This is a genomic window from Paenibacillus sp. FSL P2-0089, assembly GCF_038595095.1.
GTDB classification, from domain to species: domain Bacteria; phylum Bacillota; class Bacilli; order Paenibacillales; family Paenibacillaceae; genus Paenibacillus_AQ; species Paenibacillus_AQ silagei.
This window is the reverse complement of the sequence record NZ_CP152006.1, coordinates 1,010,786-1,032,409: the sequence shown is the minus strand read 5'-3', so window position 1 is coordinate 1,032,409 and position 21,624 is coordinate 1,010,786. Positions and strand designations below refer to the sequence as shown.

Here is a 21,624-nt window from a genome sequence, read left to right as displayed (position 1 = left end):
CTGCACCCCTTATCCCGCAGATTTATATTCGGTGACGCCAGCTTTTTCCTTCTTGCCAAGGCTCAGTGAGATCAGCAGCGTCAGCACCATCAGCCCGGCGGCCACCAGATAGCTGGGATGCGTTCCGATTCTGCTGTAGAAGAATCCGCCAAGCGTGGACCCCAGCGCAATCCCGACCCCCTGAAGGGTCCGGAAGGTTCCCAAGGCCGCGCCCATCTCCATCGGATTAATCTTAATGACCTTATCCGTAATAATCGTATTGACCAGGGTAATAATTGGCCCTTCCGTAAGTCCGATCAGGGCATATCCGAAGGTTAGCAGCCAAGGATTGAAGTCAAGTGCATACAGCAGCACAAGCGCTCCTACACAGATCGACTGGGCCCAGATCAGCGGTGCATGTCTGCCTACCTTGTCTGAGATCCAGCCAACGAAGACTGCTCCGAACGAGGCTACTGCTTCATACGGAATGAAGAGCAGACTGAGCAGCACCAGGGAGATATCCTGTTCCTTAGCCGCGAACGGCACCAGGAAGGTGGTGAAGACCCCCACCATGAAGCACAGGGTTCCGACAATACCCGCCAGCAGAATTTCGCGGACGCCCAGCCATTTGAAGGAGCTTTTGAAGGCTTGCCCGATGCTTCTGCTTGTATTCTTGACCCCGGTCTCCCTCAGCAGCACCGTGGTAACCAGCGTGGACAGCAGCAGCAGTGAACCCAGCACCGCGAAGGAGGTATGCCAGCCGAAATAATTGCTCAGCAGGCCGCTAAGCACATACCCCAGCACCGACCCGGCACCGATGGCCCCGGACACAATGCCCATCGCTCTGCCCCGCTCCTCGGGCTTGCACACATCCATCACCACCGCGAAGATCGGTGTGGACACGAAGCCTCTGGCGAAGCCGAACAGCAGCCACCCCGCCGTGAACAGCAGGACTCCGTGGGAAGCAGCTACCATGAATACAGCCACGGCCGACAGGGCCATGGAAGCGATAATAATCTTCTTCCGCCCGTAGCGGTCCGCGAACACGCCGGAGGGAATCGACAGAAAGGTCATCACCAGCGAGGCAATCCCCGCTATGGTTCCAATCTCACCGGAGGTCATGCCGAGATCACTGCTGATCAGGGGTGCGATGGGGAAGATGCTGACCATAATTGAAAATACGAGTAGAATGTTGATGGCCAAAAGTGTGAATATTTTGTTGTTGCTCATGTGACTCGTCCTCCTCACAGTCATTGACTGCTCTCAATAATGATGAATGCAGCAGCATAATCACCGTGATGACTGATGCTTACATGGATGGAATCCTGCTGCTGTACATAAGGCTCCAGGCTGCGGCTGCGGACCAGATAGGGCTGGCCGCCGGGATGGTTAAGGAACTCCAGCTCATTCCAGTCCAGCTCACAGTTCATTCCGGTGCCGATGGCCTTCAGCAGCGCTTCTTTGGCGGCGAATCTGCCGGCCAGGAAGTGTTCGGCATGTCTTTTTTTACAGGAGAACAGCTCCCTCTCTTCCATGGAATAATACTGCTGTACGAACAGTTCACCGCATTTCTCCAGCATCTGCTCGACAAAGCTGATACTGACCAGATCCATGCCGATCCCTCTAATCATGCCTTCAAGGCAACGGCTTCGATCACTTGGGCTACAGAATACGTCTTGAGCACCCGGCTCTCAATGAAGATGCCAAACGCCTTCGCAAGTGCTGTAGAAACCAGCGCCAGCTCTGTTGAATCCAGGGCCAAATCGTCATAGAGCCGCGATGATTCGATAATCTCATCCTCAATGCCAATATCCTCAATGATTGCTTTTACCTTCTCGAATACCATTAGATACACCCTCCTGTTAGAGTTAATGGGCCTTACGCTTCTTGCTTTACAATTCACGATTTACAGCTCACGATTCACAGCTCTTCCTTGTTCACAACCAGTGCTGAAGAGACACCACCCCTCCCTCTGGACAGAATCAGCGAAGACTCCACAGCGGTCCGGCGGCTGATCCCCGGGACGAAGTTCAAGCCATTGTCCTGAACCGATTCTGCCAGATATGGAAGGCCGGGCAGCTCCCCGTGATTCATAGCCAGCACGCTCAGTGCCACATCGAACGCCCCTGCCGCTCCAATCGTGTTACCGAAGACGGTCTTGGGGCAGCCCGCCCACTTGGCTTCTGCACTACTGCCGAATACCTCCTGAATGGCCGAGCATTCAATTCCGTCTTCGCGGGCGGAAGCTGCACCATCCAGCGACAGATAGCCGATCTGCTCCGGCTGTGTCTCCGAATGCCCAATGGCCAGCCGGATTGCCCGGGCACACTGCGCTACACTCTCCTCAGGCGGGGCAGCGGTCTGGCCGTCATTCGTGAAGCCGAAGCCCTGGATGCTCGCCCGCACCCGGCGGGACGCCTCGCGCTTCTGGAGGCTGCGCTCCGATTCGAGGCAAAGGAACGCTGCTCCTTCAGCCAGGGCCAGCCCGCTGCGACCCTCCACGAACGGCCGGTATGCCGTCTGCGGGCGGTCCGCACTCAGATTCAGCAGCCCCTCCGTGTTATAGAAGGAGAGCGCCCACGGATCGAGCGGTGTCTCGGCTCCACCCACGATAGCTGCATCGATAATCCCGCTGCGGATGGCTCTGGCCGCATACGCAATGGCGAGCAGCCCGCTGCTCCGGTCGGCGATCACAGTCTTGCTGTAGCCCTTGATGTCGAAGGCCAGGGACATATGCCCTTGTGCCGCCGCCGGGAACCAGTTGCTCGCCAGGTTCGGGTCAATGAAGGGCGCCCCTTCGGTATGCAAAACACGCAAGCCATTCCGCGCACTCTCCCAGCCTCCCGAGTTATTGCCGACGAAGATGCCGATCCGCTCACGGCTCATCTGATCAAGCTCCCAGTGCGCATCATCCATGGCATCCTTCGCGGCCAGGATCGACATGACTGAGAAGCGGGAGCATTTCTTGAGCAGACGCTTCGAGATGACCCGCTCCGGCTCCATCCCGCTGACTTGTCCGGCGAAGGGAGGCGCAGCTCCGGTCGTACCCTCAAGCTGGAGCGGAGTCATATAATTACGGCCGCTCAGGAGTCCCTCCCAGAAGGCCCCGGCACTATTCCCGCACGGCCCCACCATCCCTACTCCGGTTACGAATACTGTATTCTTCATAGGCTGCACATCCATTGTTCAGTCTGAAGCTTGCCTACCCGATTGCTGTATTCGTTCGCTGCCAGAATCATCGCGGAGTGAATCCCGGAGAATCCGCTGGCATTGGTCAGAATATGGTACAGGTCGCGCTGAATCGCTTGCTTCGGTACATAATTCAAATCACAGGCCGGGTCCGGCTCGTCCAGATTGGCGGTTGGCGGGATATAGCCCTCGTTCAAGGCCAGCAGGCAATGCACAATTTCAATGGCACTCGCTGCCGAGAGCGGATGACCTACCATGGATTTCGTGGAGCTGATCGGGATGGAGTAGGCGAGCTCTCCGAACGTTCTTTTATAAGCGGCGGTCTCAAAAGCATCATTCTGCGGAGTCGAGCTGCCATGTGCGTTGATATATTGAATGTCCTCCGCTGTCAGGCCCGCGTTGCCCAGCGCCTCGTTCATCGTCAGACTGAGCGCATCCCCATCCTGTGGCAGATCGGTCATATGAAAAGCGTTATTCGTACTGGCGAATCCGGTCACCTCGCCATAGATCGGCGCCTGCCGCCGGAGCGCATGCTCCAGCTCCTCCAGCACAACGACGGCACACCCCTCGCTGAGAACGAAGCCGCTGCGGTTCTTCTCAAAAGGTCTCGAAGCCCGCTGCGGGTCATCGTTGAACCTGGAGGTCAACGCACCGATGGCATCGAAGGAGGAAATGGTCATGGAGCTGACCGGTGCTTCCGCTGCGCCGCAGATCATGACGTCATGTTCCCCGGCTATAATCGACTCATAGCCATATCCGACAGCATCAATGCCGCCCGTGCAGCCCGTGGACATGACCAGCGCCTCTCCCTGAAGCCCGAACTCATGCGCCACTTCGAAAGCAATATAAGAGAACATGCCCTTGCGGTACAAATCCTCCTGACAGAGTCCATGATCAATCGGCCCCTGCCCGCCCTCCGTCATCCGCAGGAAGGTCTGCTCCGAGAACGGAGTATCGGCAATCGCATTGGCGATGCAGACCCCGGAACGCTCCCGCAGCTCCTTCGTGAACACAAGCCCCGCATCGGCAACCGCCCTTATCGCGGCGTTGACCGCCAGAATACCCGGCCGCCCCATGCCTGCCCGCTGCGCTTCATCAGCCGTCCGGCCCAAATGCTCGAACTGCGGTATTGTGCCGGTAACGCGGCTTTTCAACGGCATATGCTCATAGCCCTGCAAGCGGTCATATCCCACCTTGCCCTGCAGGCTGTTCCTCCAGAACTGCTCCAGCGTATTCCCCAGCGGGGTAAGCAGCCCCATGCCAGTGATCACGACTCTTTTTTTTGTCACATTCTCCATATAAGCCCTCAGCTCCGAACCGTTTGCTTCTCGATATTGTGCTTGATCGCCGTCATCTGCTCCTTGGTCGTGCGGTTCAGATGCGCTTCCACCTGCTCCTCGGTCAGCCCGCTTGCCGGATCCACCTCGAATTCCTGAATCCAGGTCATATACGTCCCTTCGTCCTGCTCCTCATAGAGCCATTCGAGATTCATATGCTTGAACGGCAGCAGCGGGGCCAGGCGTCTGGCCGTAATCCGGAAGTTCGGCCGGTCCAGCCAGCGTTCCGATTCCCATGTGCGTGAAGGCCGGTTCCCCTCGGGATGTGTCGTCAGCTCAAACCGGATGTAGGCCTCCCCTTGCTCCAGCACCCGCGTTTCCTTATATTCCGTGAATAAATCTGTCCAGTGCGCAATATCATTCGTACGCTCAAATACGGTGATCCGGTCTGCGTGAATCCAGATACTGTTCTGAATCGTTGCCACTCCATATGCCTCCCCATTCGTATTAATGACATCGTAACGCCTAAGCCCGGAAGGGGACATAACCCGGCTGTTAAGCTTGCGTTAATTTACAGTTATTGTTGATTTATGGGAGGAGACGGAAGATTACAATCTATGTGTTTCCCGGGCACAAAAAAAGACCTGACAGAACTCTGTCAGATCAATGGGTTCACCGAATATCCGATCCCCCGGCGAAACAGGATGATGTCGCTTCGTCCGGAGATGATCTCAATTTTGTGCCTCAGCTTGTATACGTACTGCCTCACAATCTCAGGGGATGTATACCTGTCCCATAGCTGGTGCAGAATCTGCTCGGTGGGGATGTACTGGCCCTGGCATTCCAGCAGCAGCTCCAGGAGTTCGAACTCTTTACAGGTAAGCTCAATGACGAATTCTCCGACCTTCAGGGATTTGGAGTGCAGATGAAGGGCGATATCCTTGATTTGTCTGGTGTGGTGTGTGTGAGGGGCCAGTCCTTCGTCGAACCAGCAGCGCAACCGGCTGAACAATTCCTCCTGGAAGCCGTTGCGCTCGAAGCTGCTGATGTACATATGATTGGAAGGAAAAGGGACAGGGGTACCCTGCGCGCTGATCTCTTCTACAATGAAGAATATTCTCAGCGTAAGCATCTGTTGCAGATACTGCATCGTGTGAATGAAGCCCGGGTTGAAATCAGGGGTGCTGATCACTACACCATCCAGCTGTAAGCCTTCCTTCACAATATCGACGAGCGCCTCAAGCTCCTTGAAATGCAATACCTTACAACCGTACACCTGTGCAAAAAAAGAATGAACATTCTTAAACCTGCAATCCTCACAAGGCTCTGTGGAATCTGCACAACACACCAGCGCAACACGCATGAACTTCTCTCCAATCCCATTCTTCTCAAATACTACCGGTTTCACAAAGATTACATTTTCTATAATATAGTATTTTTTGGGATATAAAAGGAAAAATATCATAGCTTCTTACTTGAAAAATGAACAAAAAAAGGCCGCGCATTTTCGCTACGGTCCTCTGTTTTACGGACAACCCTCTATCTGCATTACTTACCCGCTGTTTCTCCCCCCTCTGCCTGCTTAGCTACAGGGTAGTCGAAGCGTAGACGAAGCGCTACCAAGGCCGCCAGCATCAAAATCAAACCGGATAGCATATAGACAAAGATAAGCGAGCTTTGCGCCACCAGCATACCAGAAAGTCCTGTCCCGATCAGCGTACACCCGATAAAAATTGGAGTGATGAGGCCATTAATCCGTCCGATATATTCAGCTCGAACCAAAGTCAGCATATACGTGCCAATTACAGTCTGCGTTAAAGCCAGGAACAGACCGGTAATCAGCCGCATCCCGCCTGTTAGAATGGGCCAGACCGACCATACTTCAATCATCGTCCCCGCCCCGAGCAAAATCAAACCGGCGAAAACCACCCCTTTGCCCTTCAGGCGACCGGACAGGCTGGCGGCGATTATTGCCCCGATCAGGAGGCCCAAGCCGGACAAGGCGGTAAACCACTGCAAGTCTGCTTCTGCCAATCCCAGCCGCTCCGTAACCAGAAAGATGTCAAGCGGAGCGGTCAGACCAGCTCCCAGAGCAAGGACGCCAAACATCACCATCAACACTTTCAAGTTGGCATGTTCCCGCAGGTAGAGCAGTCCGCCGCGTAAATCCCTGACCACAGCCTGCACTGACAACCTTTCCATGGAGCGCGGCGAATCCGGCAGGAAGAGCAAAAAACAAGCGGAAAGCGCAAAGATTACCAGCAGGCTGCTCAAGGAAACCATAACTCCGAAGGTGTAGTAAACAAAGGTGCCGAGGATGGGGCCCAGAATGATAAACAGCGAGCCGACCATCTGGGTCATCGCCATGGCAGCCGTCAACTCTTGTTCAGGAACATGGGTTTTAAGCAATTTGGCCGAGGATGGCTGGGAGAACTGCGACACAATCGCGGAGATCATCGTCACAATAAAAACCGCCTGCCAGTATCCCCATGCCACCACAAATAAAATTGGCACAATGGAGAGAAAGCTTAGAACATCGCCCCAGATCATGGTGCGCTTGGGGCGCCAACGGTCAGCCAGCACACCGCCCACCAGGGAAAATAAGAAAATCGGCGCGTATTCCACCACCGTAAGCAAGGACACAGCCACCGGGTCACCCTGCGTCTGCTGCACCACATAATAGAGCAAAGCCATATTTCGCACCCAAATCCCCACCTGCTGCAGCACATCCGAGGCCATCACCAGCAGAAATACCCGATTTCGCAACAATTCTTTCATCGTATTACCTCCTTTTTCAATAAAACTGACCGTTCGGTTTAATAATTCTCAAATAAAGCGTGCCTGCCCGAGTAGTGCGGTTCAACGACTCGAACAGGCTGCGCTTCATTCATTTCTTCTTAATTCCCTCCAATAACACAGCCACCGCTTCTTGCGTATGCTGGTGCATCCCGTCTTTGGGGAACACTTGGGGGTACAGCGTCAAGCCGCTTAACATACTGGTGAATAACACAGCCAGTCGGCTCGAGTCCGCCTTAGTAAAAACCTGCTGCTCCATCCCCTCCCGGAAGATCTCGGTAAATACTTCAATCTGCACCATTGAGATCTCAATCAGCCGCTGATGTATCTCCTGGTAACCCTCCTGCATATTCATCGAGAACTCTTCAGCCACCTTCGTCAGAGGACTCTGGAAGCTGTTCACAAAATGCAAGCTTGCTCCCATCAGTCTGCTTCCGACCTCCGGAAATTGGCGGCGAATCTCCGACCACTCCTCCACCCATTCGCGGTTGATTTTTTCGACCATACTCACAAACAAATCATCTTTGCTGGAAAAGTGGTAATAAATGCTGCCCTTGCTGACCCCGGTGTGCTTGACGATATCCTCCATCGAGGTGGCGGCATATCCCTTCTGCACAAAAAGCTCCAACGCCTGGTCTAGGATCATACTCCGCTTTACCGAACCTTTTGGTGTACTCATTTCATCCCTCCTAAAAAAACCGACTGTTCGGTTTAATTATATGGATTCATATTTGAGAATGCAAGCATGATTATTATACGGAGTGCGACAGCGGAGAAAAGAGCATAACCCATGCTATCTCCGCATTAATTTCTTGCTTTTCTCATAAAAATCCTACGAAGTGCATCCGTCTCGATTTTCTTTCCCAATGATGATTCGTTGCCTTCTTATGCTATAATCGTTGACCAAGAGGGCTGGTTATACGAACTCAAACGGAAAGGAAGATGCGAAATGGAACATTTCGTTTTGAATAACGGAGTCCAGATGCCGAAGGTGGGTCTGGGTGTGTATAACATCAAAGACAATAATGAAGACGCTCTAGTATGGGCGCTTCAGAACGGGTACCGGCATCTGGATACGGCGGCAGCTTACCGCAACGAGGAGCTGATAGCCAGGGCTATTCAGAAATCGGGTGTACCTCGAAGCGAGCTCTTTATTACGACCAAAGTATGGAGCACGGACCTGGGGCGAAAGACCCGTAAAGCCTTTGAAGCCAGTCTTCAAAAACTCCAAACGGATTATGTCGATCTCTACCTGATCCACTGGCCCGCCAAGCACTATCTGGAAAGCTGGCATGTCCTGGAGTCTTTATACAAGGAGGGGAAGATCCGGGCGATCGGGGTGTCCAATTTTGAGCCGGAGCATCTGGACAAGGTCATGAAGCAGGGGACGATTGTCCCCGCAGTGAATCAAATTCAGACGAACCCGCTGCTCCAGCAAGGGTCGCTTCATGATTATATGAGCAAGCACGGTATCCAGCATGTTGCGTGGAGCCCTTTTGGACACGGTAACCTGGAGATGCTTGCGCACCCTGTACTCACCGAAATGGCAGAGAGGTATGATAAAACAGCGGCGCAAGTCATCCTGAGATGGAACCTTGAGCGGGATATCGCTGTGATTCCGAAGTCCGTTACTCCTGCAAGGCTGAAACAGAATCTGGAGCTGTTTGATTTCTCCTTGTCGGACGAAGAGATGAAGAGAATCGCAGCCCTGGATCAGAATAAAAGAGGATTTACCGATCCGCAAAATAAATTTTACCTGTGGACCACCCGGTTTACCCCGTTGTCCTAAGTTTTTTCGTATTATTTTCCGGACAACTGCAACCTTTCGCCGTAAAGAACCATCTGAGTATATAGAGGTGATGCACAATGAAACCAACTAATCTAACGAAGCACGCAAAAAAAATGAGCATCGCGTGCGGAATCCTGGCTGCCAGCTTATCCTTCGGAGCGTCCGCATTTGCCTTTTCGGACCTCAAGGGAAATTCAGCCGAAACCAAGATCAATACACTGCATAGCGCTGGTGTAATTAACGGAATTACGAACGACCTGTTTGCTCCCAATGCCAAAGTGACGAATGCGCAAGCCGTACAGTTCCTGGTAAAAGGATTGGCGCTTGCACCGAAAGCCGGTTCCGACAGCAGTACTAAGGCCAGCCAGCTCTTTGACAATGTAAAAGATAATGCCTGGTACGCCTCCTCCTTCGCCCTTGCGAAGCAGAGCGGCCTGACACTGGCAAAGGATATCAACCCGAATGCACCGATGACCCGTGCAGAATTCGCCCATCTATTGACCCAAGCCTTGCAGAGCAAGGGCAATTTCCCGGTAACCAAGATGTTCTTCATGATTGAGGATGGCGATAAACTTACTCCAGAGGTTAATTACAGCCTGCAGGTGCTGCTGAACACGAAGGTGCTCACGCTGGATAACGGGAAATTCCGTCCGTCCGATGCGATTACCCGCGCTGAAGCTGCGGTCATGATCCATGATGCCGCTGAATTCGCCGACCGGGTGATTACGCCGAACAATCCGGGCAATGAGCCTTCTGAGCCGGAGCCGGTTCCGGCTAACAATTACGTCTCTGATGTAGTCCTGGACAAAGTCGCTGAAGGCGTTAACAAAGCTACACTCACCGTTGACAATCTGCCGAATCCCGGTTACGGTCTCGCGGTAGAGCGTATCGAGTTCACCAGCGCCACTAAGGCGGTAATCTACTTCAAAGTCACCTTGCCTGACCCGGATAAAATGTATCCGCAAGTGATCACCAAAGGCTCGGTATCCACATACCTGCCCGCAGGCTACACTGCAACGGCTGAGCCTGTAATGGGTTCGCGCTGGCTTGATCCATCGGCTCCAGCGAAGTAAGCTTCTCTATCTATAGATAGATAAAAGCAGTTCCCGTATAGGGAACTGCTTTTTCTTGTTTTACGCCTACTTACTCAACCGCAGCCGGTTCCGGTAATCCATCGGGCGGCAGCCGTAGGTCTTCTTGAACATCTCCGTGAACCGGTTCACATTGCTGAAGCCGGTCATGCCGGAGATCTCCATGATCTTCTTATCCGTGGTCTCCAGCAGGCTGACCGCCTCCGAGATCCGGTATTCGTTCAGGAAGTCCATCGGGGACAGATCGAACTGCTTCTTCATGAACCGGCAAAAGTAAGACGGGCTCATGTTGACCTGCTGCGCCATGTCGGAGAGCGTGATACGCTTACTGTAGTTCTGCTGGACGTAGGCCAGCGTTTTTTTGGCCAGCATGGAGCTGTTGCCGCCCCGGGACTGCCCGGGCAGTCCTGCCCGCGGATGCTCAGCCGCACACTTTTCCAGCCGGTACAGCACCTCGAACAGCCTGGCCTTAATCAGCATCTCATAGCCGTGCGCCTCTTGCTGATAGAGATCCCGCACCTCCTCCAGCAGTGGAATCAGCCGCAGCTTCTCCTCCAGCTCCCGCCCGATCAGCAGCGGATAACGCCGGTTGTCGAGGAAAAGCGGGGAAACAAACTGCTGCTGAATCTGGTCTCTCTCCAGGCTGGAGAGGAAATTGAAGTGCACCAGCACCGCGCAGAAAATAATCTCCTCCTGATCCACCCGGATCGCCGAATGCAGCATATTGGGCTGAATGAAAACCGCCTCTCCGCTCTGGACGACCAATTTCTCCTGCCCCACATGGAATTTGGCCGTGCCCTTGATCATGAACAGCAGCTCCAGCTCTTCATGCCAGTGGGAATACAGCACCAGATTATTGAGCGAGGATAGCTTGGTTACATGCACACTCATGCGGAATTGTCTGCTGCCATGCATAAGCTTTTCCTTCATATCCTGAGATACGGGTTCGCCGATGGAATCGAGCAGTTCAAGACTTTTTTTCACTGAGGTTCCCTCCTCCCGGCCCACTGGATGCTGCACGCAGCGTCAGCTATACGCTCAGCCCTTCACCGCACCGATCATTACGCCCTTCTCGAAGTACTTCTGGATAAACGGATAGATAATCAGCACCGGCACCGTCGATACGATAATGACCGCATATTTGATCTGATCCGCGAACTGCTGGGCATAGCTGCCCGCACCGGCCCCGGCACCTGATCCGGCTCCGCCCGCGAACGCCTGATTGGATAATAGAATATTGCGCAGGACGATCTGCAGCGGCTGTAAGCTATCCGTGTTGATATAGAGCAAGGCGTTGAAGAAGTCGTTCCAGTGACCCACCATATAATAGAGCGTGATGACGGAGATCACCGCCTTGGACAGCGGAACCACCACCGAGATGAAGTAGCGGAAGTGCGAGCAGCCATCCAGGGTAGCCGCTTCGTGCAGCTCCTCCGGTATAGAAGTCTCGAAGAAGGTTCTTGTAATAATCAGATTGTATACACTAATGGCGCCGTTCACAATCATTACCCAAGGTGTATTCAGCAGATTCAGGTCACGGATAAGCAGATAGGTAGGAATCATCCCCCCGCCAAAATACATCGTGATCACAAACAGCGGCATAATGAACCTGCGTGCCCGGAATTTCCGCTGGGACAAGGCATACGCCGCAGGGAGCGTGACCAGCAGATTGAGCAGCGTGCCCAGTACCGTGTAAATAATCGTATTTTTATACCCCTGCCAGATCCGGGTGTCCTTGAATATCTGCTCATAGCCGTACAGGTTAATGTCCTTAGGCCATAGAATAACCTGTCCCTGGTTCACCATGGTGGAGTTGCTGACGGAAGCTATGATGATGAAATACAGCGGGTACGCGACCATGATGAACGCGGCGATGCTTATAACCGCAACCACCAGCGTATACAGCCTGTCTGCGATACCGCCCGAATGCTGTATCTTTTGCGAATGAGCGGCGTGACTGTTTGACATCCCATTTCCTCCTCACATCAGACTGATTTTTGAAGTTTTTTTGGCCAGTGCATTCGCCAGCATCAGGAACGTGAAGTTGATCAGGGTATTGAATAGTCCGACCGCTGAACCGAAGCTGAACTGGTTGGATTTCACGCCCACATTGAAGACATACGTGGAGATGACCTCCGAGACGGGCTTGTTAAGACTATTTTGCATAAGAAAAGTCTTCTCGAAGCCCACACTGAGTATGCTGCCCATATTCATAATCAATAAAATAATAATCGTCGGCAGGATGGCCGGAAGCTCCACGTGCCAGACGGTCTGCCAGCGGTTAGCCCCGTCAATCCGGGCGGCGTCATACTGCTGCGCATCCACCGAGGACAGGGCGGCGATGAAGATAATGCTGTTCCAGCCGCAGGCCTGCCAGATGGCAGAGATGACATACACCGGAACGAAGGCCCCAGGGTCACCTATGAGATTCGTATCCGCAGGGATCAGGTGCAAGGCCTTCAGGAAGCCGTCGATCAGTCCGGTGGTAGGAGACAGCATAATCTGCAGCAACGCAACCAGAACAACGGTAGAAATGAAGTAAGGCATATACACCGTAGTCTGCAGGATACGCTTGCGTCTGTTGCTGCGGATCGAGTTAACCACCAGCGCCAGCAGAATCGGCATCGGGAAGCCTAGCAGGATGGAGAAAAACGCAATGATAAACGTATTTCGCAGCGTAGGCCAGAACATCGGGCTGTTGAAATACTGCTCGAAATATTTGAACCCGGCCCATTCCCCGCCCGTCAGTCCTTTACTGAAATCAAATTCACGAAAAGCAAGCTGGATACCATACATCGGACCATAACAGAAAATGGCGATGTAAATGACCGCAGGAAGCACCATCAGCCATAGCTGGTAATGCCCGGCCTGCTTACGAAGCCATCCGTTCCCGCGCAGCGTCTGATGCGGCACCGTGGTCTGTGCTGGTTTCATTTGGGAGCGCCCCTTCCATTCAAGTCCACTATTTCAAGGTCGAGAGGTATTCGTCATAAGCCTTTTGGCGGATTTGCAGATTCTGCTCCAGGCCGGAGCTATTGACGGAGGCGACATACGCAGCCCACTCCTTCTCAATATCAACCTTGGTGGTCAGCCAGTTGGCCCACTTTTGATCCGTGATATTATTGACGTTCGCCTGATTCATTGCCAGGGTGTTGGTGTCCTCCGTGCTGTACTTCATGAAGTTCTGCGGGTAGACATTGCTCTTCTCGTCTGCCTTATTCAACAGCTCATCATAGACAGCCTTCTCCTTCAGCACATTCTGCATATCCGAGCCAAGCGTCACCTTGTCCTTCAGCGCATCGGCAATGTACATCGGACCATTATCCGCGAACGAATTCGTCCATTTCCACGAGCCCGGGTCGAGGGATGCATCCGCCGGAGGAAGAATCGCATACGTGCCGTCCCCGTTATCTTTGATTCCCTTATCTGTGTCATTCATCCCGCCGAACAGGACCTGCAGACTAACCTCCGGCTCATAAAAAGCATCAATGAACCGCATCGCGGCTTCCTTGTTCTTGGAGCGGGCACTGACCGACACCGCATTGGAGCCGTAATTCTGGTAGTAGTAGTCATTGCTCCAGTACAGCTCATTCGTAGAGTCTGCATGCTGCTTCAGCTGCGGCAGGGTAACATATTGATCCTTCAGCTCATTGCCGAAGCGGTCTCCTGTCTCCCAGCCCCAGGTGAATCCGACCTTGGCTGTAGTTCCATTCCCGCGGGCAACGGACTGGTATTTGGAGTAATCCTGCGTGACCACTTCCTTGCTGATCAGGTTCTGGCTGTACAGCTTCTGCAGGAATTGCATGAGTGTCTTGAACCGCTCATCTACATAGAAATTCTTAACCTGGGCCCCTTCGGTGAAGTAGCCGTCGCTCGCCCCGTTGGACAGAGGCAGCCCAAGGCTGCCCAGCAGCAGCTTCGGTGTGAAATCCCAGCCGATCGGGTTGAAGTCCATCGGAATCTCATCCGTCTTATCCCCGTTCTGATTCGGGTCTCCCTCGCGGAAAGCAAGCAGCACAGTCTCTAACTCATCCCAAGTCGTAGGCACCTGAAGGCCGAGATTGTCGAGCCAGGTTTTGTTAATGAACATTGAGGCGGTGGAGCCGGGCCAGATCCCCTTATAACGCGGAGTGCCGTAGAGCTTCCCGTCAATTTGAGTAGCAAGCGTTTTCAATTCCGGGTGCTCGCTGAACATCTTTTGAATATTAGGAGCGTCCTTCTCAATCAGCGGGCCCAGATCCTCGAACAACCCGTTGAATTGTACAAAATCGGAGTTAGAGGTCGCATTGAACAGCAAATCCGGAATTTCACCGCTGGCAAACAGGGCACTTTTCTTCTGATCCCAGTCCGCAGAGATTTGCTGCCATTCAATTTCGACATTCGCCTTCTCTTCTATTTCAGCGAGCCATTTCATTTGCGTGACATCTTTGGTTAGTGAATGCTTCACGATAATCGCCTTCAGCTTCGTCTTCCCCTCCGGCGTGTTGCTGCCGTCGTTCCCCGCATCCGGGCTGTTCCCCTTACTGCTGCAGCCTGTGAGTGATAGTCCTGCCAAAGCGCCTGCCAGCATCAAGGCAAGAATACTCTTTTTTCTCATTTGACTTACCCCCTTAGTAGGAATTCATAAATGATCTATGCTTAAGAGCGAAGCTCTGTTAGCCGGGAGACTCGGAACTATTAGGTCACAAAACACTCAGGTAATACAAGCTATTCCTGCTTCGCATTATTCACGAAAGCGTTATCATTATTATAATTTTTCTTCCGCACCCTGTCTCACCGTATATTACCTTTTAATCATCGTATATTGACCTTTTTGGCTGCAAAAGTAGCTGAATTCAGGCGAAGATTCGACTTTCGGTAGGTGAAAATTGACACATGATGAATTTTTTTCGAGTGTGGAGAATCAGTGCTGCGGGGTTAGAGAATAATAATTCCATCTATGGAGTGACGGGCTGCAACCTTTTGCTCCTAAATCCCATCTAAGAGGATACGAGGTGATGTACAATGAAGAATACATTAACCCGGATGCGCACGGCCAAAATCTCGCTGGCCTGTAGCATTCTGGCGGCAACCTTAGCTATCGGGGCACCGGCTTCCGCTTTCTCAGATCTGAAGGGCCATGCAGCCGAAGCCAAAATCAATGCCCTTCATCAGGAGGGCATCCTTAACGGAGTGACCAGCGACAAGTTCGCGCCGAAGTCCAGCCTTACGTATGCGCAAGGCGTGCAGTTCATGGTGAGCGGCCTGAAGCTTGCTCCGCAGCAACCCTCTGGCAAGAAGGCCAGCGATTATTTTGACAACGTAAAAAATACCGCCTGGTATGCCTCCGCATTCCTGAAGGCCAAAGAAAGCGGCTTGTCGCTGGAGCGCTCGGTTGACCCTAATGCTGTGATGACACGGGTACAGTTCGCACAATTGCTGCTTCAGGCGCTTCAGAACAAAGGGGACTTCGCCTATACGGAGATGTATGCCAACATTACAGACGGCGGCAAGCTATCCCCTGCGGAGATGAACAGCCTGCAGATTCTGATCAACACCGGACTGGTCACGCTGGAGAAGAATAACACCTTCCGTCCGAATGAGGCGGTTACCCGTGCAGAAGCTGCCGTCCTGGTCTACGATGCCGCCAAATTCGTGAAGGAAGTGATTATGATGGATGAGAACATTTCGGCCCCGTCCACCACATACGATGCCGCCGTTACGCTGGACAAAGCCGCCGCTGGTGTGAACAAAGCTACGGTGACTGTATCCAATCTGCCGAACCCGGGGTATGGCCTGGTCATTGAACGGATTGAGTTCGGTGCTGACAAAACCGCAGTGATCTACTTCAAGGTCACCTCACCGAAGCCCGGTTCCATGAACCCGCAGGTCATCTCGGCAGGCACCGCCGTCACCTATCTGCCGGAAGGCTATACCGCAGTAGCCCAAGCTACACCAGGCTCGGCAACCTCGGCTGCTTCCAGAGTGACAAAGTAACAGCCTCCACCTAACTAGATCATCACAAAGAGCGCACCGCCGGATACCCGGCCGGTGCGCTCTTTGTGGTGCTTGATTTCACAATATCCATGAACCAGTAAGTCCACCCGTTGCGGACTGAAGATCTCACACTCTGGATCGGCTGGTTAGCGCGGCCTGCGGCTGGCTGGTTAGCGCTTAGTCCAGCTCCTTATAGTACCGGATCTCCTGACGCCCGGTCTGGAACCCGGCTGACCGGTACAGAGACAGCGCGGAATCATTCGTGGTCAGTGCGACCAGCTGCACCTGCTCCAGCCCTTTCTCCTGAAGATACATTAACGCATGATTCAGCAGCGCCTTGGCAATGCCCCTTCTTCTCCAGGGCTTGCAGACAAATACATCTTCAATGATGCCAAGCTCCTCTTCCTGCCAGACCATCAGACTGCCCGCCACCCGGCCTGCATCCCGCACAACCATCCATGTCCAGAGCGGATGCTCCTGATATTCCAGCAGACGCTCCATTCCGAGCGGGGTCTCCGGCCAGATCTCCGCCTCCAGATCCAGGTAAGCCGCCCGCTGCTCCGGCGAATCCATAGGCGCATTGGTCAATTCAAGGCCTTCCTCCAGCTCTACCGCATGGACGGGTTCACGAAGGTCGCGCTGGAGCGTATACAAGCAGCTATCCGGCAGGTAACCAAGATGCTCTGCGAAATAAGCATGGCAGCTCTCCTCCGGCGCATAATTGCCTGTGCACAGGAGGGTTCCATATTCCGGGGGCAGCGTACGCTTCAGCACCTGGGCCCGTTCCAGCAGAAGGGCGTAGACGCTGTCACGCAGCTCCAGATCCTTTTCCCGTCCGGGCCATGTCTTCAGATTCACGAAAATCTTGTGTTTACTCTCCGCTGCGCGTCCCGGAGGCACCACGTTAAATATCTGCAGCTGGCCCTTGGCCACCATCTGTTCCTCTTCAAAAGCGCAGAAGACATTCTCCCAATTGTCCGCATCCCCCACCCACCAGAACAGCACATCCTCCTGCACCGACACCTGCTCGTACATCGCGCCAAGCGCCGCCATATCTCTCTCTTCAAACTGCCGGATCACTCTGTTACTCAATTCCCAACCGCCACCTTCTGTTTCTGTCCATCATAACACCACCTGGCAGAGGGCTTCCGTTCTTGAATAACTATAGTTGTTTTATACTGGCGAACTGAATCTCCAGCTCAAATTCATAAGACCCATCCTAGAACAAAATCACCCTTACGGGTGAATGAGATTACCTGCGCGCCAGCAGATGTATGCTGTTTTCCACATACATTGGGACCATGCGCCTGCATGTGAGCACAATGTATGCTGTTTCCCACATACATTCGGGTCGTGTGCCTACTTGCGAGCACAATGCTCCACAGCCCCCTAAAGAAGTTGGAGTCCTCCCCCACAAAAATGTAGACTAGATATAGGAGGAGGATGAACGGTATGGGACACTTAACAGGAACAAGAGAGAAGGCAGCGCAAGAGGTGTTGTCTGGCATTAAGGCAGCGGTGGTTGCCCGCAAGTATGGGGTGACCCCATCGACGGTGAATCAGTGGGTGAGGGACTACCGAGAGGCCCATGGGGAACAAGATCATCCGTATCCCCAGGAGCAGGTGGAGGAACTGAAGCGCCTCCTGGACGTGGAGCAGAAATACGAGAAGGCCGTCAAGATCCTCGGCGAAAAGGAGTTAGAGATCGAGATTCTGCGTGAACTGCTAAAAAAGCCAACCCCTGCTTATCCGAAAAAATCGAGGTAGCCGACATGTTCATTAAGCAGGGGAATACCGCAGCGTTGGTACTACGTCTCGTGGGGCTAGCAGAGTCTACGTATTACGACCGTAAGAAACGCAAGAAGCAGGATGTACAGGCCGTACCCCAGGGGCGCGGAAGACCCGTACCCGGCTATTCCCTGACCGAGTCTGGAGAGAAGATTAGCGACGAGGAAATCCAGGAATGGCTGCTGGAATTAATCGCTGGAGAGGAGCACGTGTACGGGTACAAACTGCTGGCCAAGTGCTTGTGGAACCAGCACGGGCTGAGGCTCAATCACAAGAAAAGCTACCGGCTGTGTCAGGCGCTGGATATCCTACAGCCGCAGCGTCACAAGCGTTTTAAGCATCCTCGGAAGCTGCCGGAGAACCGGGTCATTACAGGGGCGGGTCAGCTCTGGCAGATGGACATTAAGTACGGTTACGTGGCGGGCCAGGGCAGGCATTTCTTTGTCCTGAGTATTATCGATGTCTTTACCCGTGTCATCGTCGGCTACCACCGCGGATCGTCGTGTGAAGCCAAGCACGCCTGCCAGACGCTGGGACGCGCCATGGAGCAACACTGCGCCCCTGACAGCGCACGCCCGGTGATCCGCACCGACAATGGTCCACAGTTCGTCAGCCATCTGTTTGGCGACATGTGTGAAAGCTGGGAAATGACCCATGAACGCATTCCGCCTCGAACGCCGGATTTAAATGCTTTTATTGAATCGTTCCACAGTAATATCGATCGGGATTTGTTCCGCAAAGAGGCCTTCGAGACGTTCGAAGAGGCCTATGAAGCCGTGGACCGGTACATGGACTTCTACAACAATCGCAGAATGCATACAAGCCTTCGGAACATGCCGCCAGCTACCTTTGCGGAATGGGTCTTGACCCTAGAAGACCGCTCCCGCTTCTTCTGGCCGAGAGAAAAAGCGAAATAAAGAGCATATCTACGACAAGTGCTGATTTTATACGGAGGACTCCGGGATAAGGGGGTCGCACCGAATGTATGCTGTTTTTCACATACATTCGGGCCATGCGCCTGCTTGTGAGCACAATGTATGCTGTTTTTCGCATACATTCAGGCCGTGGCCTGCGTGCAAACACATTACTGTTTTTCATATACATTTGGTCCATATGCCGCTGTACCAGCCAATTGTATACGATTTCAAGCAATTTACACTCACCTTTTCCACAGCAGCAGGATACTATAGTTTCCTATACAATAAAAAAACTGTGCAATCCTGTTGAAGGAAAGCACAGCTTATTTGCATTCTCCGGTTCTTTGCGGACCAGGAGGCCGTTATTTGCAATAAAATGCCTCTTTCGTCACCCTAAACGGACTCAGAAGACGCTAATGAGGCTGCCAAGCCTAATTACAGGCTCCGAAGCCTGTATTAACGGCTCCTGAGTCCGCAAACGATCAGCACAACGCCGATTTCAGCGAAATAAGGTGCTCTGAGTCCGAAACGTCCTCTACCTCTACTCCCCGCTGCCCGCCGCCTCGCGCGGCTGGCGCATCGTCAGGCTGACGCGGCCCTTCTTCACATCCACGCCGAGTACCCATACGGTGACATTGTCGCCGACGGAGACCACGTCCATCGGATGCTTCACATAGCTGCCGCTAAGCTGGGAGATATGGACCAGCCCGTCGTTCTTGATCCCGATGTCGACGAAGGCGCCGAAGTCGATTACGTTGCGCACCGTGCCCTGCATCTCCATGCCGGGCAGCAGGTCTTCCATCTTCAGCACATCCTTGCGGAAGATGGGCAGCGGCAGCTCCTCGCGCGGGTCGCGGCCCGGACGCTGAAGACTCTCCAGGATATCGCGCAGCGTAGGCACGCCCACCGCAAGCTTCACCGCCAGCTCCTCCGCATCCTGAGCGCTTAGCTGCTCTGCAACCTCCTTGCTGCCGAGCTGCTTCACATCCAGCCCCAGCTCGCGGAACAACTTGTCGACCACCGCGTAGGATTCCGGGTGGATCGGCGTGCGGTCCAGCGTATTGTCGCCTCCCGGGATACGCAGGAACCCGATGCACTGCTCGTAGGATTTCGCGCCCAGGCGCGGCACCTTCTGCAGTGCCTTGCGCGTAGTGAACTTGCCGTTCTCCTCGCGGAACTTCACAATATTCTTGGCAATCGTCGTATTCACTCCTGCGACATAGGAGAGCAGCGAGGCCGAAGCGGTATTCACGTCGACGCCGACATGGTTAACCGCCGACTCCACGACGCCCCTCAGGCTCTCTTCGAGATGCTTCTGCGACACATCATGCTGGTACTGCCCGACACCGATGGCCTTCGGATCAATCTTGACCAGCTCCGCGAGCGGGTCCTGCACGCGGCGGGCGATGGAGGCGGCGCTGCGCTCCGCCACATCCAGATCGGGGAACTCCTCCTGCGCCAGCTTGGAGGCCGAATACACACTGGCCCCTGCCTCGTTAACGATCAGGTAGGCCAGGTCAGGGTCACCGACCTCGGCAATCACCTCGGCCGTGAACTGCTCCGTCTCCCGCGAGCCGGTGCCGTTGCCGATCACGATGAGCTGGATGCCATATTTGGCGATCAGCTCCTTGAACTTGGCCGCCGCCTCACGCTTCTTGTTGTTCGGCGGCGTCGGATACGTGACCGCTACCTCCAGCAGCTTGCCGGTATCGTCCACTACGGCCAGCTTGCAGCCGGTGCGGTAGGCCGGGTCGACGCCCAGAACATGGCGTCCCTTCACCGGCGGCTGCAGCAGCAGGCTGCGCAGATTACCCGAGAAGATGGAGATCGCCTGCGTCTCCCCCTTCTCTGTCATCTCCCCGCGCACCTCGCGCTCAACGGAAGGGGCAATCAGCCGCTTGTAGGCATCCTCGGTCACCGCTTCCAGCAGTTCCTTGACCGGTGAAGGCCCCTTCACCAGCTTGCGGATGATGAAAGCATGAATCTTGTCCGGCACCACCTCGATGCCGACCTTGAGGATATTCTCCCGCTCCCCGCGGTTGATCGCGAGAATACGGTGCGGCGGGATCCGGTGCACAGGCTCCCGGTACGCATAATAATTCTCGTACACACTTTCCTGCTGGGCATCCTTGGCTTCGGAGACCAGAATCCCCTGACTCGCTGTATACTGGCGTACCCAGGAACGGATGGCCGGGTCATCGGCAATATTCTCGGCAATGATGTCCATCGCCCCTTGCAGCGCCAGCTCGGCACTCTCCACACCCCGGTCCGCATCGACATACTTCGCAGCCTCTTCCAGCGGAACCCCTTGGCGTCTCTGCTCCATCACCCAATCCGCCAGCGGTTCAAGTCCCCGTTCCTTGGCGACACTGGCCCGTGTCTTACGCTTCTGCTTGAACGGACGGTACAGATCCTCCACTTCCTGCAGCTTCACCGCCTTCATGATGCTCGCCTGCAGCTCAGGAGTTAGCTTGCCCTGCTCCTCGATGCTGCGGATTACATCCTTCTTGCGGTCACCGAGGTTACGCAGATATCCGAGCCGTTCTTCGACATCGCGGAGGACATTCTCGTCCAGCTCCCCGGTCATTTCCTTGCGGTATCTGGCGATGAACGGAATGGTGTTGCCCTCATCTAGCAGCCCCACCGTAGTTCTTACCTGCTTCAGACTGATGCTCAGCTCCTTCGCAATAGCTGCAAGTATCAGTTCCTGCTCCTGACGGGCAGCGGCATCTTCCGCCACCTTCGCCGCCTGATTCGTATCAACGCTCAAGTAGATCCCTCTTTCTATACACAGTCTGAGTTCATAGCTCTCTACTGAAATA

20 protein-coding genes are annotated in these 21,624 nt (G+C 54.0%); 5 read left to right on the top strand and 15 right to left on the bottom strand.

The annotated features are described in order from the left end of the window. Positions 1 to 9: 9 nt before the first annotated feature. The 9 genes from NST69_RS04190 to NST69_RS04150 form a co-directional block, all read right to left on the bottom strand. Entirely contained in the window at positions 10 to 1,209 is a 1,200-nt protein-coding gene (locus NST69_RS04190) for an MFS transporter (RefSeq protein WP_342548580.1), read from the bottom strand. Positions 1,210 to 1,229: 20 nt separating this feature from the next. Next, positions 1,230 to 1,610, bottom strand: a complete 381-nt coding sequence (gene acpS, locus NST69_RS04185) for a holo-ACP synthase (RefSeq protein WP_342548579.1) — start codon at positions 1,608 to 1,610, stop codon at positions 1,230 to 1,232. Next, positions 1,607 to 1,825, bottom strand: coding sequence for a phosphopantetheine-binding protein (locus tag NST69_RS04180; protein ID WP_036723283.1), 219 nt, complete (start codon positions 1,823 to 1,825; stop codon positions 1,607 to 1,609). Before NST69_RS04180 ends, acpS begins: the two co-directional genes overlap by 4 nt. A 74-nt stretch (positions 1,826 to 1,899) precedes the next feature. Continuing rightward, complete coding sequence (locus NST69_RS04175; protein WP_342548578.1) at positions 1,900 to 3,147, bottom strand: beta-ketoacyl synthase N-terminal-like domain-containing protein; 1,248 nt, start codon at positions 3,145 to 3,147, stop codon at positions 1,900 to 1,902. Next, positions 3,144 to 4,466 (bottom strand): beta-ketoacyl-[acyl-carrier-protein] synthase family protein, encoded by a 1,323-nt coding sequence (locus tag NST69_RS04170; protein ID WP_342548577.1) that lies wholly within the window; start codon positions 4,464 to 4,466, stop codon positions 3,144 to 3,146. The genes NST69_RS04175 and NST69_RS04170 overlap by 4 nt, the downstream gene beginning before the upstream one ends. An 8-nt stretch (positions 4,467 to 4,474) precedes the next feature. Next, on the bottom strand, positions 4,475 to 4,930 hold the full coding sequence (locus NST69_RS04165; RefSeq protein ID WP_342548576.1) for an SRPBCC family protein: 456 nt from the start codon (positions 4,928 to 4,930) through the stop codon (positions 4,475 to 4,477). Positions 4,931 to 5,103: 173 nt separating this feature from the next. Beyond that, positions 5,104 to 5,853 (bottom strand): winged helix-turn-helix domain-containing protein, encoded by a 750-nt coding sequence (locus tag NST69_RS04160; RefSeq protein ID WP_342548575.1) that lies wholly within the window; start codon positions 5,851 to 5,853, stop codon positions 5,104 to 5,106. Between the two features lie 140 nt (positions 5,854 to 5,993). Then, positions 5,994 to 7,223 carry an MFS transporter gene (locus NST69_RS04155; protein ID WP_036723276.1) on the bottom strand — a complete coding sequence of 410 codons (1,230 nt, stop codon included), beginning with the start codon at positions 7,221 to 7,223 and terminating at the stop codon, positions 5,994 to 5,996. Positions 7,224 to 7,332: 109 nt separating this feature from the next. After that, positions 7,333 to 7,920, bottom strand: a complete 588-nt coding sequence (locus tag NST69_RS04150; RefSeq protein ID WP_342548574.1) for a TetR/AcrR family transcriptional regulator — start codon at positions 7,918 to 7,920, stop codon at positions 7,333 to 7,335. A gap of 270 nt (positions 7,921 to 8,190) precedes the next feature. Between NST69_RS04150 and NST69_RS04145 the strand changes: the two genes are divergently transcribed. Beyond that, positions 8,191 to 9,030, top strand: coding sequence for an aldo/keto reductase (locus NST69_RS04145; protein ID WP_342548573.1), 840 nt, complete (start codon positions 8,191 to 8,193; stop codon positions 9,028 to 9,030). Between the two features lie 77 nt (positions 9,031 to 9,107). Further along, positions 9,108 to 10,103: an S-layer homology domain-containing protein gene (locus NST69_RS04140; protein ID WP_342548572.1), complete on the top strand. Its 996-nt coding sequence runs from the start codon at positions 9,108 to 9,110 to the stop codon at positions 10,101 to 10,103. Between the two features lie 66 nt (positions 10,104 to 10,169). Here NST69_RS04140 and NST69_RS04135 read toward each other — a convergent pair whose 3' ends face one another. Genes NST69_RS04135 through NST69_RS04120 form a run of 4 tightly spaced genes read right to left on the bottom strand, consistent with a single transcriptional unit; the run spans position 10,170 to position 14,718 of the window. Next, positions 10,170 to 11,105, bottom strand: a complete 936-nt coding sequence (locus NST69_RS04135) for an AraC family transcriptional regulator (RefSeq protein ID WP_340978738.1) — start codon at positions 11,103 to 11,105, stop codon at positions 10,170 to 10,172. Between the two features lie 54 nt (positions 11,106 to 11,159). After that, a complete protein-coding gene (locus NST69_RS04130) occupies positions 11,160 to 12,089 on the bottom strand; it encodes a carbohydrate ABC transporter permease (protein WP_340955605.1) in 930 nt (309 codons plus the stop codon). A 12-nt stretch (positions 12,090 to 12,101) separates the two neighbouring features. After that, on the bottom strand, positions 12,102 to 13,055 hold the full coding sequence (locus NST69_RS04125) for an ABC transporter permease subunit (protein WP_339254090.1): 954 nt from the start codon (positions 13,053 to 13,055) through the stop codon (positions 12,102 to 12,104). A gap of 28 nt (positions 13,056 to 13,083) precedes the next feature. Then, positions 13,084 to 14,718 (bottom strand): extracellular solute-binding protein, encoded by a 1,635-nt coding sequence (locus NST69_RS04120; protein ID WP_209878751.1) that lies wholly within the window; start codon positions 14,716 to 14,718, stop codon positions 13,084 to 13,086. Positions 14,719 to 15,125: 407 nt separating this feature from the next. Here NST69_RS04120 and NST69_RS04115 point away from each other — a divergent pair, with 407 nt between their 5' ends. Then, positions 15,126 to 16,097: an S-layer homology domain-containing protein gene (locus tag NST69_RS04115; protein WP_209878753.1), complete on the top strand. Its 972-nt coding sequence runs from the start codon at positions 15,126 to 15,128 to the stop codon at positions 16,095 to 16,097. A 177-nt stretch (positions 16,098 to 16,274) separates the two neighbouring features. Here NST69_RS04115 and NST69_RS04110 read toward each other — a convergent pair whose 3' ends face one another. Continuing rightward, positions 16,275 to 17,189 (bottom strand): GNAT family N-acetyltransferase, encoded by a 915-nt coding sequence (locus tag NST69_RS04110; protein WP_342548571.1) that lies wholly within the window; start codon positions 17,187 to 17,189, stop codon positions 16,275 to 16,277. Positions 17,190 to 17,549: 360 nt separating this feature from the next. On the opposite strand from NST69_RS04110, the gene NST69_RS04105 reads away from it, so the two are divergent. Then, positions 17,550 to 17,864, top strand: a complete 315-nt coding sequence (locus NST69_RS04105; protein WP_339313306.1) for a helix-turn-helix domain-containing protein — start codon at positions 17,550 to 17,552, stop codon at positions 17,862 to 17,864. Between the two features lie 5 nt (positions 17,865 to 17,869). Continuing rightward, the gene (locus tag NST69_RS04100) at positions 17,870 to 18,802 is read left to right on the top strand and encodes an IS3 family transposase (protein WP_340957263.1); all 933 of its coding nucleotides are present in this window, start codon (positions 17,870 to 17,872) and stop codon (positions 18,800 to 18,802) included. A 541-nt stretch (positions 18,803 to 19,343) separates the two neighbouring features. On the opposite strand, the gene NST69_RS04095 is transcribed toward NST69_RS04100, so the two are convergent. Beyond that, on the bottom strand, positions 19,344 to 21,542 hold the full coding sequence (locus NST69_RS04095; RefSeq protein ID WP_342550077.1) for a Tex family protein: 2,199 nt from the start codon (positions 21,540 to 21,542) through the stop codon (positions 19,344 to 19,346). Positions 21,543 to 21,624 lie beyond the last annotated feature (82 nt).

Bases quoted from the DNA above. Each gene is read 5' to 3' on its own strand.
- NST69_RS04130 (WP_340955605.1), bottom strand. From the start codon at position 12,089: ATGTCAAACAGTCACGCCGCTCATTCGCAAAAGATACAGCATTCGGGC.
- NST69_RS04190 (WP_342548580.1), bottom strand. From the start codon at position 1,209: ATGAGCAACAACAAAATATTCACACTTTTGGCCATCAACATTCTACTC.
- NST69_RS04125 (WP_339254090.1), bottom strand. From the start codon at position 13,055: ATGAAACCAGCACAGACCACGGTGCCGCATCAGACGCTGCGCGGGAAC.
- NST69_RS04180 (WP_036723283.1), bottom strand. From the start codon at position 1,825: ATGGTATTCGAGAAGGTAAAAGCAATCATTGAGGATATTGGCATTGAG.
- NST69_RS04150 (WP_342548574.1), bottom strand. From the start codon at position 7,920: ATGAGTACACCAAAAGGTTCGGTAAAGCGGAGTATGATCCTAGACCAG.
- NST69_RS04170 (WP_342548577.1), bottom strand. From the start codon at position 4,466: ATGGAGAATGTGACAAAAAAAAGAGTCGTGATCACTGGCATGGGGCTG.
- acpS (WP_342548579.1), bottom strand. From the start codon at position 1,610: ATGATTAGAGGGATCGGCATGGATCTGGTCAGTATCAGCTTTGTCGAG.
- NST69_RS04140 (WP_342548572.1), top strand. From the start codon at position 9,108: ATGAAACCAACTAATCTAACGAAGCACGCAAAAAAAATGAGCATCGCG.
- NST69_RS04145 (WP_342548573.1), top strand. From the start codon at position 8,191: ATGGAACATTTCGTTTTGAATAACGGAGTCCAGATGCCGAAGGTGGGT.
- NST69_RS04100 (WP_340957263.1), top strand. From the start codon at position 17,870: ATGTTCATTAAGCAGGGGAATACCGCAGCGTTGGTACTACGTCTCGTG.
- NST69_RS04155 (WP_036723276.1), bottom strand. From the start codon at position 7,223: ATGAAAGAATTGTTGCGAAATCGGGTATTTCTGCTGGTGATGGCCTCG.
- NST69_RS04115 (WP_209878753.1), top strand. From the start codon at position 15,126: ATGAAGAATACATTAACCCGGATGCGCACGGCCAAAATCTCGCTGGCC.
- NST69_RS04105 (WP_339313306.1), top strand. From the start codon at position 17,550: ATGGGACACTTAACAGGAACAAGAGAGAAGGCAGCGCAAGAGGTGTTG.
- NST69_RS04175 (WP_342548578.1), bottom strand. From the start codon at position 3,147: ATGAAGAATACAGTATTCGTAACCGGAGTAGGGATGGTGGGGCCGTGC.
- NST69_RS04120 (WP_209878751.1), bottom strand. From the start codon at position 14,718: ATGAGAAAAAAGAGTATTCTTGCCTTGATGCTGGCAGGCGCTTTGGCA.